The sequence below is a fragment of the Prescottella sp. GW823-FHT02E09 genome, assembly GCF_058797375.1.
Window position 1 is genome coordinate 540184 of sequence record NZ_JBXAJP010000002.1, and the last position, 15489, is coordinate 555672.

A 15489-nucleotide genomic window follows, 5' to 3' on the forward strand; every position below is an offset into this window, starting at 1 on the left:
GGCTGGCCCCCCCCCCCCCCCCCCCCCCCCACCCCTCACTCGCGTCTCGGGCGAACTCGGTCGCCCGAACTCAGTTCTGCCAGTCCTCGCGGGCCGGATCCTCACTCGCGGCGTTGCGGCGGGCCTCCTCGGCAGCCAACTGCACCGCGGTCCGACTCCACACCACCTTGATCCAGTGGAACGTCAGCACGATGACCGCGATCCAGCCCAGCACGAGTCCGAACCCCGGACCCGAACTCGAGGCCTCCGTCGCCGGGAGAGTCTGCCGCGACCAGATCGCGAGCATGCCGAACACCGCCGAAACAGCGGTGCCCGCCAACGCGATCCACGCCAGCACCCACCGGCGGGTCACGAGCGCCAGGATGGAGAAGACGCCGCCGAACACGAGCGCCATCCACACGAAGATGCGCGACGGCAGCTTGATGTTCTCGTCGATCGCGTCCTGGTTGCCGACGAGTACGTCCCAGCCGTTGACGGATCCGGTGTGCGGCAGCGTGAACGACAGCAGCAGCACCAGCACGCACACGGCCACGACCACCGCGCGCATGCCGGGGTCGATCTCCCCCGCGACCTTCTTCTCGGCGGCCTCGAAGTCCTTCTGGTACTCCTCCATCGGATCCGGAACGCCCGGGACGTCGCCGTCCGGTCGGTTCTCGCTACCGGAAGCGTCGCCGCTGTCCGAGGTGCTCATGCGTTGCATCCCATCTGTGCTGGCAGCGGTGCGGGGGCGCCGACCTGCGGCAGCCCCAACCCGACACCGATCGGCGGGGTCTTCGGCGTGACCCCTCGGTCGAACGAGTCGCCGGCGCGGGTGCGCCGGTGGGTGAGGACGAGGTCGTCCGCGACCAGGTGGTGCGGAGCAGCACCGGTCACGACGACGGTGATGACGTCACCGGGGCGCAGGTCGCCGTCGAGGTTGCCCTCGGGCCGGAAGTGCACCAGGCGACCGTCGCGCGCGCGTCCGCTCATGCGCGCGGTCTCGGCGTTCTTGCGTCCGTCGCCCGCGGTCACCAGCAGTTCCACCTCGGTGCCGACGAGCTTGCGATTCTCGTCGAGGGTGATCTCCTCCTGCAGCGCGATCAGCCGCTCGTAGCGTTCCTGGACAACGGCTTTCGGCAACTGACCGTCCATCTCGGCGGCCGGGGTGCCGGGGCGCTTGGAGTACTGGAACGTGAACGCGCTCGTGAACCGCGCCTGCCGGACGACGTCGAGGGTCGCCTGGAAATCCTCCTCGGTCTCACCCGGGAAGCCGACGATGATGTCGGTCGTGATCGCGGCATGCGGCATCGCGGCACGAACCTTCTCGATGATGCCGAGGAACTTGGCGCTGCGGTACGAGCGGCGCATCGCCTTGAGGACCCGGTCCGAACCGGACTGCAGCGGCATGTGCAACTGCGGGCACACGTTGGGGGTGGTCGCCATCGCCTCGATGACGTCGTCGGTGAACTCGGCCGGGTGCGGTGACGTGAACCGGACCCGCTCGAGTCCCTCGATCTGCCCGCACGCACTCAACAGCTTCGCGAAGGCGCCACGGTCCCGCGGGATGTCGCGGTCGGCGAACGAGACGCCGTACGAGTTGACGTTCTGTCCGAGCAGCGTCACCTCGAGGACGCCCTCGTTCACGAGGGCCTGCACCTCGGCGAGGATGTCGCCGGGGCGCCGGTCGACCTCCTTGCCGCGCAGGGCGGGCACGATACAGAAGGTGCAGGTGTTGTTGCAGCCGACGGAGATCGACACCCAGCCCGCGTAGGCGGACTCACGCTTGGCCGGCAGCGTCGAGGGGAACGCCTCGAGCGATTCGAGGATCTCGACCTCGGCCTTCTCGTTGTGGCGGGCCCGCTCGAGCAGCGCCGGCAGCGAACCGATGTTGTGGGTACCGAACACGACGTCGACCCACGGGGCCTTCTTCACCACCGTGTCGCGGTCCTTCTGCGCGAGGCAGCCGCCGACGGCGATCTGCATCCCGGGGCGCTCCTCCTTGACCGGAGCAAGATGACTGAGGTTGCCGTACAACTTGTTGTCGGCGTTCTCGCGCACCGCACACGTGTTGAAGACCACCAGGTCCGCCTGCTCCCCCGGCGCAGCCTTCGAATAGCCCGCATCCTCGAGCAGGCCCGAGAGCCGCTCGGAGTCGTGCACGTTCATCTGACAGCCGTACGTGCGGACCTCGTAACTGCGCCCGGCGTTCTGGTCGATCGTCTCCACGTGTCCAGGGTACGGCCCCGCGCAAAACCGCCTGTCGGGGCCACATTGGTCCACCGACACCGACGGTCGAGACTGTATCGTTCAAGATCGATACGCGATCGTTCAAGATCGAGACGCTCTAGACCAGCGAGTACGCAAACAGTCCATATAGGGTTACGCGTTATGACGCAGCCTGAGACCACCGGAGCGGCTCCCGGAACTCGATCGATGATCTCCATGAACGGGGTCAACAAGCACTACGGCGACCTGCATGTCCTGAAGGACATCGACCTGGAGATCCCCGCCGGCCAAGTGGTCGTGATGCTGGGTCCGTCCGGGTCGGGCAAGTCGACGCTCTGCCGGACCATCAACCGCCTCGAGCCCATCGATCGGGGTGCTATCACGATCGACGGCGTGCCGGTCCCGGCGGAGGGCCGCGCTCTCGCTCGGCTCCGTTCGGACGTCGGAATGGTGTTCCAGAGCTTCAACCTCTTCGCACACAAGACGGTGCTCGAGAATGTGATGCTGGCGCCGGTCAAGGTCCGCAAGATCGACAAGACCGAAGCGAAGGAGCGTGCCCACGCGCTCCTCGAACGTGTCGGCATCGACTCCCAGGCCGACAAGTACCCCGCCCAGCTTTCCGGCGGACAGCAGCAGCGCGTGGCCATCGCCCGTTCGCTCGCGATGGACCCCAAGGTCATGCTGTTCGACGAACCGACGTCCGCGCTCGACCCCGAGATGGTCAACGAGGTCCTCGACGTCATGGTGAACCTCGCCAAGGAGGGCATGACGATGATCGTCGTGACCCACGAGATGGGGTTCGCCCGCAAGGCCGCCGACCGGATCATCTTCATGGCCGACGGTGCGATCATCGAGGACACCGACCCGGACACGTTCTTCACCGCGCCGAAGTCGGACCGCGCCAAGGACTTCCTCGGCAAGATCCTCGGGCACTGAGCCGGGGCGGAGGAAACACCATGAGACGAATCAGATCCTCCCGCGTCCTGTCGGTCGTCGCCGCCCTCACCGCGGTCGTGTTGACGGCCTCGGCGTGCGGCAGCAGCGAGCCGCGGGACGTGCTCGCCGACGCCGCCGACGGGCACCTCACCATCGGCACCAAGTACGACCAGCCCGGACTTGCGCTGCGCGAGCCGGACAAGACGATGAGCGGTTTCGACGTCGAGGTCGCCAAGTACATCGCGAACTACCTGGGTGTCCCCGAGAGCGGCATCACGTGGCGCGAGGCGCCGTCGGCGCAGCGAGAGAACTTGATCAAGAACGGTGAGGTCGACTTCGTGGTCGGCACGTACTCGATCACCGACAACCGCAAGAAGGTCGTCGACTTCGCCGGTCCGTACTACATCGCCGGGCAGTCGCTCCTGGTCCGCGCCGACGACGACACCATCACCGGGGCCGAATCCCTCGAGGGCGGCAAGAAGCTCTGCTCGGTGTCGGGCTCCACCCCGGCGCAGAAGATCAAGAAGTCGTATCCGGGCGTGCAGCTGCAGCAGTTCGACAGCTACTCGTCGTGTGTCGAGGCGTTGCACCGCGGCAAGGTCGACGCTCTCACCACGGACGACATCATCCTGGCCGGATACTCCGCCCAGTACCCCGGCGAGTTCAAGCTCGCCGGCGAGCCGTTCACCACCGAGCCCTACGGAGTCGGTCTACCCAAGGGCGATACGAAAGCACGGATGAAGATCAACGACGCGATCGAGGACATGATCGCGACCGGGGCCTGGCAGCGGGCGCTCGAGGACACCATGGGCGAGTCCGGCTACGCGCTTCCGGCGCCGCCGACCGTCGACCGGTACTGATGCGGAGGAGGTGAAATGGGACTACTCGATACTTACGGTGATCAGCTCGTCAGCGCGTTCTGGACGACGGTACAACTCACCTTCTGGTCGGCGCTCGGCGCCCTGATCTGGGGAACGCTCCTCGCCGCGATGCGCGTCTCCCCCGTGCCGATCCTCCGGATCTTCGCGACCTGGTACGTCAACATCTTCCGGAACACACCCCTCACACTCATCATCGTGTTCTGCTCGGTGGGCCTCTACCAGAACCTGGGTGTGTACTTCGCCCCCGAGGATTCCCCGAAGTTCATCGATCAGAACAACTTCCGGCTCGCTGTGCTCGGATTCGTCGTCTACACGGCCGCTTTCGTGTGCGAGTCGCTCCGGTCGGGCATCAACACCGTTCCGCTCGGCCAGGCCGAGGCGGCCCGCTCCCTGGGCCTGACGTTCACGCAGAGCGTTCGGATGATCGTGTTGCCGCAGGCGTTCCGCGCGGTCATCGCCCCTCTGGGCAGTGTGCTGATCGCGTTGACGAAGAACACCACGATCGCTTCGGCCATCGGTGTGGCCGAGGCGTCGCTGCTCATGAAGACGATGATCGAGAACGAGGCCGACAAACTGTTCCTCGTGTTCGCGATCTTCGCGATCGGATTCATGATTCTGACGCTGCCGGTCGGCTTCCTGTTCGGTTACCTCGGCAAGCGTTTGGCGGTGAAGCGATGACCCAGCAGTCGAGCGTTCTCTTCGACATCCCGGGGCCTCGGGCCCGGGTACGGAACCGGCTGATCGCGATCGCCTTCGGCATCGTCCTGGTCGCGATCGCGCTGTACGTGCTGAACGTGCTGGCCGACAACGGCCAACTCGAGGCCGACAAGTGGTCGCCGTTCCTGGACCACTTCACGTGGACCACCTACCTGCTGCCGGGCCTGAAGGGCACGCTGCTCGCGGCATCCCTGTCGATCGTGTTCGCGCTGATCCTCGGCGCGGTCCTCGGCATCGGCCGACTCTCCGATCACCGCTGGGTCCGCTGGATCTGCGGCGCGATCGTGGAGTTCTTCCGCGCCATCCCGGTGCTGATCCTGATGATCTTCGCCTACCAGGCGTTCGCCCAGTACGGCGTGTTCCCGTCGAACCAGCTGGCGCTGGCCGCGGTCGTGGTGGGTCTGACCCTGTACAACGGCTCGGTCATCGCCGAGATCCTGCGGGCCGGCATCCTGTCGCTGCCGAAGGGCCAGACCGAGGCCGCATCGGCGCTCGGCATGCGCAAAGGCCAGATGATGCGGATGGTCCTGCTGCCGCAGGCGGTCACGACGATGCTGCCGGCCCTGGTGTCGCAGATGGTGGTTGCGCTGAAGGACTCGGCGCTCGGCTACCAGATCGGCTACATCGAGCTGATCCGCAGCGGGCAGCAGGCGGCGTCGTACTACCGCAACTTCTTCGCCGCCCTGGTCGTGGTCGGCGTGATCATGGTGATCATCAACTTCGCGCTCACCTCCTTCGCGACGTGGCTCGAGAAGCGACTCCGCAGCGGCGGCAAGAAGGGCACCCGCCCGGCCATCGTGCCGCTCGACACCAACGAGCTCGACGGCGCCCCCGGCATCGACGACTTCAGCGAGACCGTGCAGTCGCGGCCGCCGCGCTGATCGACACGAGCACCCGAAGGGCTCGCAGAGGATTCCGATCCTCCGCGAGCCCTTCGGGTTTCGGCCCCGAACTGTCGCATACTCCAGGCATGGCCGCCGGCTTCGACTTCTCCTGGAATCAGTTCCTGTGGAACGTCTTCATCTTCGTGGGTGTGCCCAGCCTGTTCGGTGCGTACATCGTCCGGTCTGCCTGGCGATCGGAGCGGTCCGAACTCGATGGCTCGATCCCCCCGCACGCGGGCAGCGGCCCGCTGGGGCTGTGGGCGACCGGACTGGTCGCGTTCGTACTGGGATTCCTGTCCTGCGCGGGCTGGCTCAGTTGGTCGGCCGACTCCGTCGGCGAGTTCCGCGGACCGGCACTGCCCGCACCGACCCAGTTCCCGACCTGGCAAGTGATGGCGTGCGGCGCCACAGTGGTGCTGGCGTGTTTCGGCACCGCTCACCTGTCGCGTTGGACGAAGGCGGGTGGTCTCGCCGCCGCCACGGGTACGACGGCGGGATTCACGACCGCATTCGCCGTCGACGCCAGCCGGATGGTCACCAGCCAGGAAGGAGTAGGGCTGGGGCTCTCCGTGCTGGGATGGGGCATCGGCCTCGGTGTATTGATGAAACTGAGGGGCGCCTGGCTGACCAGCGGATACGGCAGGAAGGCGCGTCGTAGGCACTGACCGGCACGGTCCCCGTCGAGATCTCAGTCCTCCGGAAGCTCGTCGGTGTCCGCCCCCAGGTCTGCCAACTCAGCCTTGACGACCGCGAACGACAGGCCTGCCGGATACCCGCGGCGCGCAAGCATGCCGACCAGTCGGCGCATCAACTTTTCCCGGTCGTCGCGGTCGGCGATGTCTGATGACGTCGTTCGTAGGAGCTTCTTGCGCACCAACTCGGCGGCCCGCTCACGCTCGTCGTCGGCACTGATCTGCGACAGCGCCTCGTTCGACGTGCTGTCGTCGATTCCCTTGCGGCGCAGTTCGGTCGCGAGCGCGCGGCGGCCACGACCGGAGTAGGTGTGCCGCGAATGCACCCACTGTTCCGCGAAGGCGGCGTCGTCGATGAGTCCGACCTCGACCAGCCGGTCGAGGACCGTGTCGATCACCGCCCGCGGGTAGCCCTTCTGCGCGAGCTTCTGGTCGAGCTCCGCGCGGCTGCGGGCCCGGTCGGTCAGCAACCGCAGACACACGTCCTTCGCCCGGGCCGCGAGCGTCTCCGGACTGCCCTTCAGTTCGAACGGTTCTCCGTTCTCGCCGACGGGCCGGCCGCGCCCACGGTTCGAGGTACGACGCCGGCCGGTGGTGACGTCGTCGCTGCCGTACCGGTCGTAATGACTGTTGTCGTCGTGACTGTTGTCATCGCTCATGGCTGAGGATTCGTCTCCGGCCCTTACCGACCGGGCCGGAGACGATCGTCGTGGGCCTAGAAGTCGGCCGACTCGGCACCGTCGTCGGTCACGACCGCACCGATACCGAGCTTCTCCTTGATCTTCTTCTCGATCTCGTCGCGGATATCGGTGTTCTCGAGCAAGAACTTACGGGCGTTCTCCTTGCCCTGGCCCAGCTGATCACCCTCGTACGTGTACCAGGACCCGGACTTACGGATGAACCCGTGCTCGACGCCCATGTCGATCAGCGAGCCTTCCTTGCTGATGCCCTGGCCGTAGAGGATGTCGAACTCGGCCTGCTTGAACGGCGGCGACACCTTGTTCTTGACGACCTTGACGCGGGTGCGGTTACCGACCGCGTCGGTGCCGTCCTTGAGCGTCTCGATACGGCGGACGTCGAGGCGAACCGAGGAGTAGAACTTGAGCGCTTTACCACCGGTCGTGGTCTCGGGCGAGCCGAACATCACACCGATCTTCTCGCGCAGCTGGTTGATGAAGATCGCCGTGGTGCCCGAGTTGTTGAGGGCACCGGTCATCTTGCGCAGCGCCTGGCTCATCAGTCGCGCCTGCAGACCGACATGGCTGTCGCCCATCTCGCCCTCGATCTCGGCGCGCGGCACCAGCGCGGCCACCGAGTCGACGACGATGATGTCGAGAGCGCCGGAACGGATCAGCATGTCCGCGATCTCGAGGGCCTGCTCACCGGTGTCGGGCTGCGAGACCAGCAGAGCGTCGGTGTCGACACCGAGCTTGCGGGCGTACTCCGGATCGAGCGCGTGCTCGGCGTCGATGAAGGCTGCGATGCCACCTGCTGCCTGCGCGTTCGCCACTGCATGGAGGGCGACGGTCGTCTTACCCGAGGACTCCGGACCGTAGATCTCGACGACGCGGCCGCGGGGCAGACCGCCGATACCCAGCGCAACGTCCAGCGCGATCGATCCGGTGGGGATCACGGCGATGGGCTGATGAGCTTCCTCGCCCAGACGCATCACCGAGCCCTTGCCGAAGCTCTTGTCGATCTGTGCCAGAGCCAGCTCGAGCGCCTTGTCGCGATCGTGTGCCTGTGGTGCCATCGTGGTCCCCTTTTCGAAGTCTCGTCCAGCGATCTGGGATCAGGTTAGAGCCCGGTACCGACAACTTCGCCGGCTCGAACTGTCCGAACCGCCGCACTCAGCCGCAACGTGTGGACGACAACGGATGATCCCAGCATAAGCGAACATCTGTTCGAGTCAATCACCGGCGCGGTGCCGCCCTACCTGCGCTGCGGGGGAACGTCGAACTCGTCACACAACGCGCGCCACACGACGCGCGGGTCCTCGCCGGACTCGATGGCGTCGACAGCGGTCTTCCCGCCCAGGCTGAGAATGACGTGGTCGACCAGCAGCGAGTCGCCTCGTACCTGTCCGAACTCTTCCCGGACGAGATCATGGAATTCGGTCAGTCGCACATGTGCCACCGTAGCGGAATCGGGCGGGCGGCCACGACGCTCACGTCGCCGCCGCACGGCACACGTCGACCGGGTCCGCGACGTCCGCGATCCCGCCCGCCGCCCGCCGCGCGGCGGCGGCGTAGGCCGGGTCCCCCAGGACCGTCCGCACCCCGTCACGCAGCGTGGCGACCTCGAGCGGACGGATCATCACCCCGAGACCGGCGCGGGCGACGCGGTTCGCGACCTCCCACTGGTCACCGCCCCCGGGGACGGTCACGGTGGGCACCCCGGCGAGGAGTCCTTTCGCGAGCACACCGTGGCCCGCACCGCAGATCAGCGCGGACGCGTTCCGCAGCATCTCGTCCTGCCGCCCGTATCCGGCCCGTACCCAGTCGGGCAGGTCGACGTCCGGCTGTTCGAACAGGGTCACGAGCATCCGCACACCGAGCCCGTCGAGCGCCCGGATCGCCGTGTCGAGCATGCCGCCGGCCCCCGTCGAGGCGGTGGACGGCGCCAGCACCACGAGCGGACCGTCACCCGGCGGCGGGTCGAGCACGTTGTCGGCGGGCTCCCACACCAGCGGGCCGACGACATGAGCGTTCGACGGCCAGTCCGGGCGCGGCACCTCGAGCGCCGGCAGGGTCGCGATCAACCGCGCCGCCGGGCCCGGATCCCGGGAGGGCAGACCGACACTCACCCGCGCCTCACTGCGTTGGACCCGCCCCTTCCTGATCGACGGCGCGGTCGCGGCACGCAGCAGCACGTCCCGGAGGCGGCCCCCGACTCCGGTGCCGGGTGCCATGCCCGACCCTATGGGCGGCAGACCCTTCGACGGCAGGTACAGCGGATGCGGCGACAGCTCCACCCACGGCACCCCGAGCCGTTCGGCCGCCATGCCGCCGCCGACGGTGATGATGTCGGACACCACGAGATCGGGGGCGAGGGCACGCATGTCGGGCAGCAGAGCCGTCGAGACGTGCGCGGCCCGACCGTGGATCTTCGATCCGGAGTCGGAGTCGTCATCGGACGCACGCGGCGCGAGACCACCGAGCTTGCGCGCCTCGATCCCGATGTCGCGCGCGACGTCGAGCCACCGTCCCGCGGAGAAGAACACCGGATCGTCCCCCGCGGCAACGAATTTCCGACACAGCGCCAATGCCGGGACGGCATGACCGGCCTCCGGTCCGGCGACGACAGCTACTCGCATCCGCTCAGGGTGCCACACCCCGCGCTCGCTGCAGCACCGTCAGCGGTTCCGTGCCGCGACGGTTGTCGTCGCGCCGCACCGCCGATCGGGGGCGCGACGCGACCGAAACCCGAGCGGCGGTCCGCTCGTGGTCAGCCGCGGACGATCGGCCCCAGAGTCCGACCGACCAACTCGACGATGCCCGGCTGGTGCCCGTTGGCGACCAGGTTGACGATCACGCCGTCGACGCCCACATCGAGGACCCGGGTCTTGATCTGCTCGGCCACCTCGTCCGGACTGCCGACGAACTGACGATCCGTCGCGACAGCGCGCTCGGCCACCGACAGCGCCGACAGGTCCACGCCGCGCGAGAGCAGGAACTCGCGCTGCATCTCGCGAGCCCTGTCGCCGTCCTCGTCGAGCATCACGAACGCGAGGAAGCTCGTCTCGAGCGTCTTCGGATCGCGGCCGACCTCCTCGCAGCGCTGGGCGAGGGCCTCGAGCTTGCGCGGCAGTTCGGTCGCGTTCGCGATGATGTTGAGGTGGTCGGCGTAGCGGGCCGCGAGCCCGAACGTCTTCTTCTCTCCACCGCCGCCGAGCATGATCGGCAGATCGTCGCGCAGGCGCGGCTCGTTGATCGCGTTCTCGACGCGGTACCACTTGCCCTCGAAGGTGGGCCGGTCGCCGTGCAGCATCGGCTTGATGATCGCGAGCGCCTCCGCGAGCCGCTCGAACCGGTCGGTGAACGTGCCGAACTCGAATCCGAGCTGCTGGTGTTCGAGCTCGAACCAGCCGGCGCCGATGCCGAGGACCGCCCGGCCGCCGCTGACGACGTCGAGCGTGGACACCGTCTTCGCGAGCATCGCCGGATTCCGGTACGTGTTGCCGGTGACCAGTGCGGACAACTGGATCGAGTCGGTGGCCGTCGCGATACCGGCGAGCGCCGTGTACGCCTCGAGCATGGGCTCGTCCGGCTCGCCGATCCCCGGCAGCTGGTAGAAGTGGTCCATCACGAACACGGCGTCGAATCCGGCCGCCTCCGCCTCGCGAGCTTGGGCGATGACAGTCGGAAACAGGTCGCGCACGGGAGTCGAGTAACTGAAATTCGGAATCTGGTAGCCCAGTCGAATACTCATGTCATTCGACGCTACCCCCGCAACGATATTCGCGCGCTGGTTCGTTCGCGCCGCGATCAGCCGCGGGCCAACGCCTCCTCCGCGGCCGGCAGCGCCCGCTCCCGATCCGCCGGAACCAGCCCGATCCGGGTACGACGGTCCAGCAGGTCGTCGACGTCGAGCGCGCCCTCGTGGCTCACCGCGAACGCCAGTTCGGCGTGCGTGACGTCGATCCCCTCGGCGATCGGCGTGAGCGCGCCCGCCTCCGCCACCAGTCCCGCCTCGCTGCCGTACCGGGCGACCAGCGCCGGCGGCAGGTTGCGGGGTGCGGCGGGGGCGGCCCCGACGGCCGACAGGTCGGTCGTCACGCACGACCGCGCCGTCAGCCCGCCCGCGGCGACGGCCGCGTCGACGGCGTCCTGTGCCATCTTCCGGTAGGTGGTCAGCTTGCCGCCGACCACGCTGACGACGCCGTTCGACGAGCGCAGTACCGCATGGTTGCGGGACAGGTCCGCGGTCTTCCCCTCGCCGCTGTCGAGCAGCGGTCGCAGTCCCGCGTACGTGCCGAGGACGTCGGCGCGCGTGAGCGGGGTCGCCAGCGCGGTGTTGACGGTGTCGAGCAGGAAGTCGATCTCGCCGTCGGAGGCGGTCGGGACGTCCGGCAGCGGGCCGTCGACGGCCTCGTCGGTGAGGCCCAGGTACACGCGACCCAACTGGGCGGGCAGCGCGAACACGAACCGGTTGGTCTCGCCCGGAATGGGGACGGTGAGCGCTGCGGTGGGATTGCCGAGCAACTCGGCGGGGAGCACCAGGTGCGTGCCGCGGCTGGGCTTGAGCCGGATGTCCGGGTCCACCTGTCCGGCCCATACACCCGCCGCATTGACGACGGACCGGGCGCGGATCGTCAACTCCTCACCGGTGATCTCGTCCCGCAGACGTGCCGACTCGCCGGTCACGTCGTAGGCACCGACCCGGGTCAGGATCGTCGCGCCGTGGGCGGCTGCGGTCCGGGCGAGCGCCACGACGAGTCGGGCATCGTCGATCAGCTGTCCGTCGAAGGCCAGGAGTCCGCCCCGCAGGCCCTCGCGGCGGACGGCGGGTGCGAGTTGCGCGGCGCGCTCGGCATCGACCCGACGTGACCGCGGCAGCACCGACGCCGGCGTACGGGCGGTGACCCGCAGTGCGTCGCCGGCCAGGAATCCGGTCCGGACCAGCGACTTCTCGAAGAAGCCGACCGACGGGAGCAACGGCACCAGCTGCGGCAGGGCGCGCACGAGGTGCGGCGCCGTGCGCATCATGAGGATCCCGCGCTCGACGGCACTCTCCCGCGCGATCCCGACGTTGCCGGACGCCAGGTACCGCAGGCCACCGTGCGCCAGCTTCGAACTCCACCGGCTGGTCCCGAACGCGAGGTCGTGCTTGTCGACCAGCACCGTACGCAGGCCGCGCGACGCGGCATCCAATGCCGTGCCGACACCGGTGATGCCGCCACCGATCACCAGGACGTCGACGACGCCGTCGTCCCCGAGGTCGGACAGGTCCCGACTGCGGCGCTGTGCGTTGAGCGCGGACTTCGCATTGTCCTGCACTGTTCCTCCTGGAAGTGGGGTCGGTGGTCAGTCAGAGCACCGGGCGGGCGCGAGGTAGGAGTCGACGGCGACACGCAGTTCGTCGACGAGAGCGGGCGCGGGCAGTAGTTCGGCCGCCATCCGCGCCGACTGAACCGCCGACTGGACGGTCAGCAGGACCATCGTCGCCATGTGCACCGGATCTGCGGTGCGGATCGAGCCGTCGTGCTGCCCGGCGGCGATGGCGGCGGCGACCACCTCGACGATGGCCCGCTGACTCGTCCCGAGCCGGTCGACGACGTACGTCATGAGCATGTCCGGGTCGGATCGCAGGATCTTCACGAACAGGGGGTGGTCGCGCATCTCCGTCGCGACGTCGACAACGGCCTGCACGAGCTGGACGCGCGCGGGGGCGTCACCGCTCATGACGGGGATCGCCGTGCGGATCTCGCGGGTCAGCAGGTCGGCGACGACCGCCCTGGTGTCCGGCCAGCGCCGGTACACGGTGGGCCGGCTCACGCCGGCACGACGGGCGACCTCGGCGAGCGTCGTCCGCCGGATCCCGAACTCGAGCACACACGAGCGCGCCGCGTCGAGGATCTGGTCGTCGACACTCGGAGACTCTCCGGCGGATCCGGAAACTTCGTTACAGATAGACATCGTGTGTAACACTGTAACGCATGTCCGATGCCTTCGTGCCCGAAGTCCCCGCCACCGCGGCGCCCACCATGGAGTGGGACGCCTGGGGTGTCGCCGAGTCCCGCCGACACCTGTCACCGCAGATCACGAGCCTGCTGCAGCAGGCACTCGGCGTCTCAGTCGAACAGGCGGCGCCGCCCACCGAGTCCGAGGTGACCCTGTGCGAGAGCACCCTCGGCGACGCCCTCGTCGCGGCTCTCCGCGAGCTTCTCGGCGCCGATCACGTCCGCACCGACACCGCGTCCCGACTGCGGCACGCCGGCGGCAAGAGCACCCCGGATCTGCTGCGCCGCAAGGCCACCGACCCGCAGGACGCTCCCGACGCGGTGCTGCTGCCAGGCTCGCACGACGAGGTGCTGGCACTGCTGCGGTTCTGCGCCGCGGAGGGTGTCGCGGTGGTCCCGTTCGGCGGTGGCACCAGCGTCGTCGGCGGCGTCGACCCCGCTCGCGGACGGTTCCCCTCCGTCGTCGCCCTCGACCTGCAGCGCCTCAACGCACTCACCGACCTGGATCCGGTGTCCGGGGTCGCGACGCTGCAGGCCGGACTGACCGGCCCGCAAGCCGAGCAGGTCCTGGGCGAGCACGGGTTCTCGCTCGGCCACTTCCCGCAGAGCTTCCAGTTCGCCACGATCGGCGGATTCGCCGCGACCCGGTCGTCGGGTCAGGCGTCCGCCGGATACGGCCGCTTCGACGACATGGTCGAGTGGCTGCGCGTCGCGACCCCGTCCGGAACCCTCGACCTCGGGCGCGGTCCGGCCTCGGCGGCCGGCCCTGACCTGCGGGAGCTGTTCGTCGGCTCCGAGGGCACCCTCGGCATCATCACCGAGGTGGGCCTGCGCGTGCATCCTGTTCCCGAACGCACCGCCTACCAGGCCTGGTCGTTCCCCGACTTCGAGACCGGCGCGGCCGCACTGCGCGCGGTCGTGCAGTCCGGGTCCGCGCCCACCGTGATGCGCCTGTCCGACGAGGCCGAGACCGGCATCAACCTGGCGCTGGCCGGGGACATCGGCGGCGACAGCCCGACCGCGGGCTGCCTCGCCATCACCACCTTCGAGGGCACCGACGCCCACGTCGAGGCCCGCTACGCGGAGGCGACGGCGCTGCTCGCCGCGTCCGGTGGCACGGCGCTGGGCGAGGGCCCGGCACAGTCGTGGGAGCACGGCCGCTTCGACGCCCCGTACCTGCGGGACGCGCTACTGAACGCCGGCGCGATCGCCGAGACCCTCGAAACCGCCACGCGCTGGTCCAATCTCGCGAACCTGCGCACCGCGGTCACCACCGCACTCACCGAATCGCTTGCCGCACAGGGCACCAACGCCCTCGTGATGTGCCACATCTCGCACACCTACCCCACCGGCGCATCGCTGTACTTCACCGTGGTGTGCGCGCAGGCCGACGACCCACTGGCGCAGTGGGCCGTCGCCAAGCGCGCCGCGGGCGACGCGATCATGGCCGCGGGCGGCACCATCACCCACCACCACGCGGTGGGCCGCGACCACCGGCCGTGGATGGAGACCGAGGTCGGCCCGCTGGGTGCGCGCGTCCTGCGGGCGGTCAAGGACGCAATCGACCCCGCCGGAATCCTCAACCCTGGCAAGCTCATCCCATGACGAAATCGGTCACGGTCCTGACCAATCCCGCCGCGGGCAGCGGCCACGCCCCGTGGGCGTCGGCCGCCGCCGTGGCCCGGCTGCGGGAACGCGACGTCACGGTCACCGAGATCGAGGGCCGGTCCCCGGCCGAGGCGCTGGAGTTGGCACGCAAGGCCGTCGCCGAGGGCACCGACGCACTGGTCGCCGCCGGCGGCGACGGCCTGGTCAGCATCGCGTGGCAGGCGCTGGCGCAGACCGGGACTCCGCTGGGCATCGTTCCCGGCGGCACCGGTAACGACCACGCGCGGCTGTTCCACATCCCGGTCGACGACCCGGTGGCGGCCGCGGACATCATCGCCGCGGGCGAGATCGCCACCGTCGACCTCGCGCGGGCCGGCGACCGCTGGTTCGGCACCGTGCTGTCGAGCGGATTCGACGCCCTCGTCACCGATCGCGCCAACCGGATGCGGTGGCCCAAGGGCCCGATGCGCTACAACCTCGCGATGGTGGTGGAACTGGCACAACTGAAGCCGATCCCCTACCGGATCGTCCTCGACGACCGCACCGTCGAACTCGACGCGACGATGGTCTCGGTCGGCAACGGCACCTCCTACGGCGGCGGCATGCTCATCACACCGAACGCGAAGCTCGACGACGGCCTCCTCGACGTCACGGTGGTGAAGTCGGGCGGCCGGTTCAAGCTGGTGCGGCTGTTCCCCACCGTCTACAAGGGCACACATGTCGAACTCGACGAGGTGCAGACGTTCCGGACACGCACTCTCCGACTCGAGACCGGTGTCCCCGTCACCTCGTACGCCGACGGCGAGTTCGTCGGGCAGCTGCCGATCGACATCGAGGCCGTCCCAGGCGCGGGACGGGTGATCGTCGGCGCCCCACTCTTCTGA

General features: G+C 68.7%; 16 protein-coding genes. 7 read left to right on the forward strand and 9 right to left on the reverse strand.

Annotated elements, in window-relative coordinates; genetic code table 11:
- Positions 1 to 70 precede the first annotated feature (70 nt).
- Entirely contained in the window at positions 71 to 700 is a 630-nt protein-coding gene (locus tag AC1RIF_RS06645; RefSeq protein ID WP_492600567.1) for an Rv2732c family membrane protein, read from the reverse strand.
- Positions 688 to 2205 carry a tRNA (N6-isopentenyl adenosine(37)-C2)-methylthiotransferase MiaB gene (miaB, locus tag AC1RIF_RS06650; RefSeq protein ID WP_492600568.1) on the reverse strand — a complete coding sequence of 506 codons (1518 nt, stop codon included), beginning with the start codon at positions 2203 to 2205 and terminating at the stop codon, positions 688 to 690. Before miaB ends, AC1RIF_RS06645 begins: the two co-directional genes overlap by 13 nt.
- A gap of 207 nt (positions 2206 to 2412) precedes the next feature.
- On the opposite strand from miaB, the gene AC1RIF_RS06655 reads away from it, so the two are divergent.
- The 5 genes from AC1RIF_RS06655 (at position 2413) to AC1RIF_RS06675 (ending at position 6288) form a co-directional block, all read left to right on the forward strand.
- The gene (locus AC1RIF_RS06655) at positions 2413 to 3141 is read left to right on the forward strand and encodes an amino acid ABC transporter ATP-binding protein (RefSeq protein WP_492600795.1); all 729 of its coding nucleotides are present in this window, start codon (positions 2413 to 2415) and stop codon (positions 3139 to 3141) included.
- 29 nt (positions 3142 to 3170) lie between these two features.
- Complete coding sequence (locus AC1RIF_RS06660) at positions 3171 to 4001, forward strand: glutamate ABC transporter substrate-binding protein (protein WP_492600796.1); 831 nt, start codon at positions 3171 to 3173, stop codon at positions 3999 to 4001.
- Positions 4002 to 4016: 15 nt separating this feature from the next.
- Positions 4017 to 4700: an amino acid ABC transporter permease gene (locus AC1RIF_RS06665; RefSeq protein WP_114719839.1), complete on the forward strand. Its 684-nt coding sequence runs from the start codon at positions 4017 to 4019 to the stop codon at positions 4698 to 4700.
- A complete protein-coding gene (locus AC1RIF_RS06670) occupies positions 4697 to 5620 on the forward strand; it encodes an amino acid ABC transporter permease (protein ID WP_492600569.1) in 924 nt (307 codons plus the stop codon). Before AC1RIF_RS06665 ends, AC1RIF_RS06670 begins: the two co-directional genes overlap by 4 nt.
- 89 nt (positions 5621 to 5709) lie before the next feature.
- On the forward strand, positions 5710 to 6288 hold the full coding sequence (locus AC1RIF_RS06675; RefSeq protein WP_492600570.1) for a hypothetical protein: 579 nt from the start codon (positions 5710 to 5712) through the stop codon (positions 6286 to 6288).
- 23 nt (positions 6289 to 6311) lie between these two features.
- Here AC1RIF_RS06675 and recX read toward each other — a convergent pair whose 3' ends face one another.
- The 7 genes from recX to AC1RIF_RS06710 form a co-directional block, all read right to left on the reverse strand.
- Entirely contained in the window at positions 6312 to 6974 is a 663-nt protein-coding gene (gene recX, locus AC1RIF_RS06680) for a recombination regulator RecX (RefSeq protein ID WP_492600571.1), read from the reverse strand.
- Between the two features lie 56 nt (positions 6975 to 7030).
- Entirely contained in the window at positions 7031 to 8068 is a 1038-nt protein-coding gene (recA, locus tag AC1RIF_RS06685; RefSeq protein ID WP_492600572.1) for a recombinase RecA, read from the reverse strand.
- Between the two features lie 179 nt (positions 8069 to 8247).
- Entirely contained in the window at positions 8248 to 8442 is a 195-nt protein-coding gene (locus tag AC1RIF_RS06690) for a DUF3046 domain-containing protein (protein WP_492600573.1), read from the reverse strand.
- A gap of 40 nt (positions 8443 to 8482) precedes the next feature.
- Positions 8483 to 9631: a glycosyltransferase gene (locus AC1RIF_RS06695; protein WP_492600574.1), complete on the reverse strand. Its 1149-nt coding sequence runs from the start codon at positions 9629 to 9631 to the stop codon at positions 8483 to 8485.
- A 131-nt stretch (positions 9632 to 9762) separates the two neighbouring features.
- Positions 9763 to 10746 (reverse strand): LLM class F420-dependent oxidoreductase, encoded by a 984-nt coding sequence (locus tag AC1RIF_RS06700; protein WP_492600575.1) that lies wholly within the window; start codon positions 10744 to 10746, stop codon positions 9763 to 9765.
- Between the two features lie 56 nt (positions 10747 to 10802).
- Complete coding sequence (locus AC1RIF_RS06705; RefSeq protein WP_492600576.1) at positions 10803 to 12314, reverse strand: glycerol-3-phosphate dehydrogenase/oxidase; 1512 nt, start codon at positions 12312 to 12314, stop codon at positions 10803 to 10805.
- 27 nt (positions 12315 to 12341) lie between these two features.
- Entirely contained in the window at positions 12342 to 12953 is a 612-nt protein-coding gene (locus AC1RIF_RS06710; protein ID WP_492600577.1) for a TetR/AcrR family transcriptional regulator, read from the reverse strand.
- A gap of 20 nt (positions 12954 to 12973) precedes the next feature.
- On the opposite strand from AC1RIF_RS06710, the gene AC1RIF_RS06715 reads away from it, so the two are divergent.
- Together AC1RIF_RS06715 and AC1RIF_RS06720 are read left to right on the forward strand one after the other, a co-directional pair.
- Complete coding sequence (locus tag AC1RIF_RS06715; protein WP_492600578.1) at positions 12974 to 14602, forward strand: FAD-binding oxidoreductase; 1629 nt, start codon at positions 12974 to 12976, stop codon at positions 14600 to 14602.
- A complete protein-coding gene (locus AC1RIF_RS06720; protein WP_492600579.1) occupies positions 14599 to 15489 on the forward strand; it encodes a diacylglycerol kinase in 891 nt (296 codons plus the stop codon). Before AC1RIF_RS06715 ends, AC1RIF_RS06720 begins: the two co-directional genes overlap by 4 nt.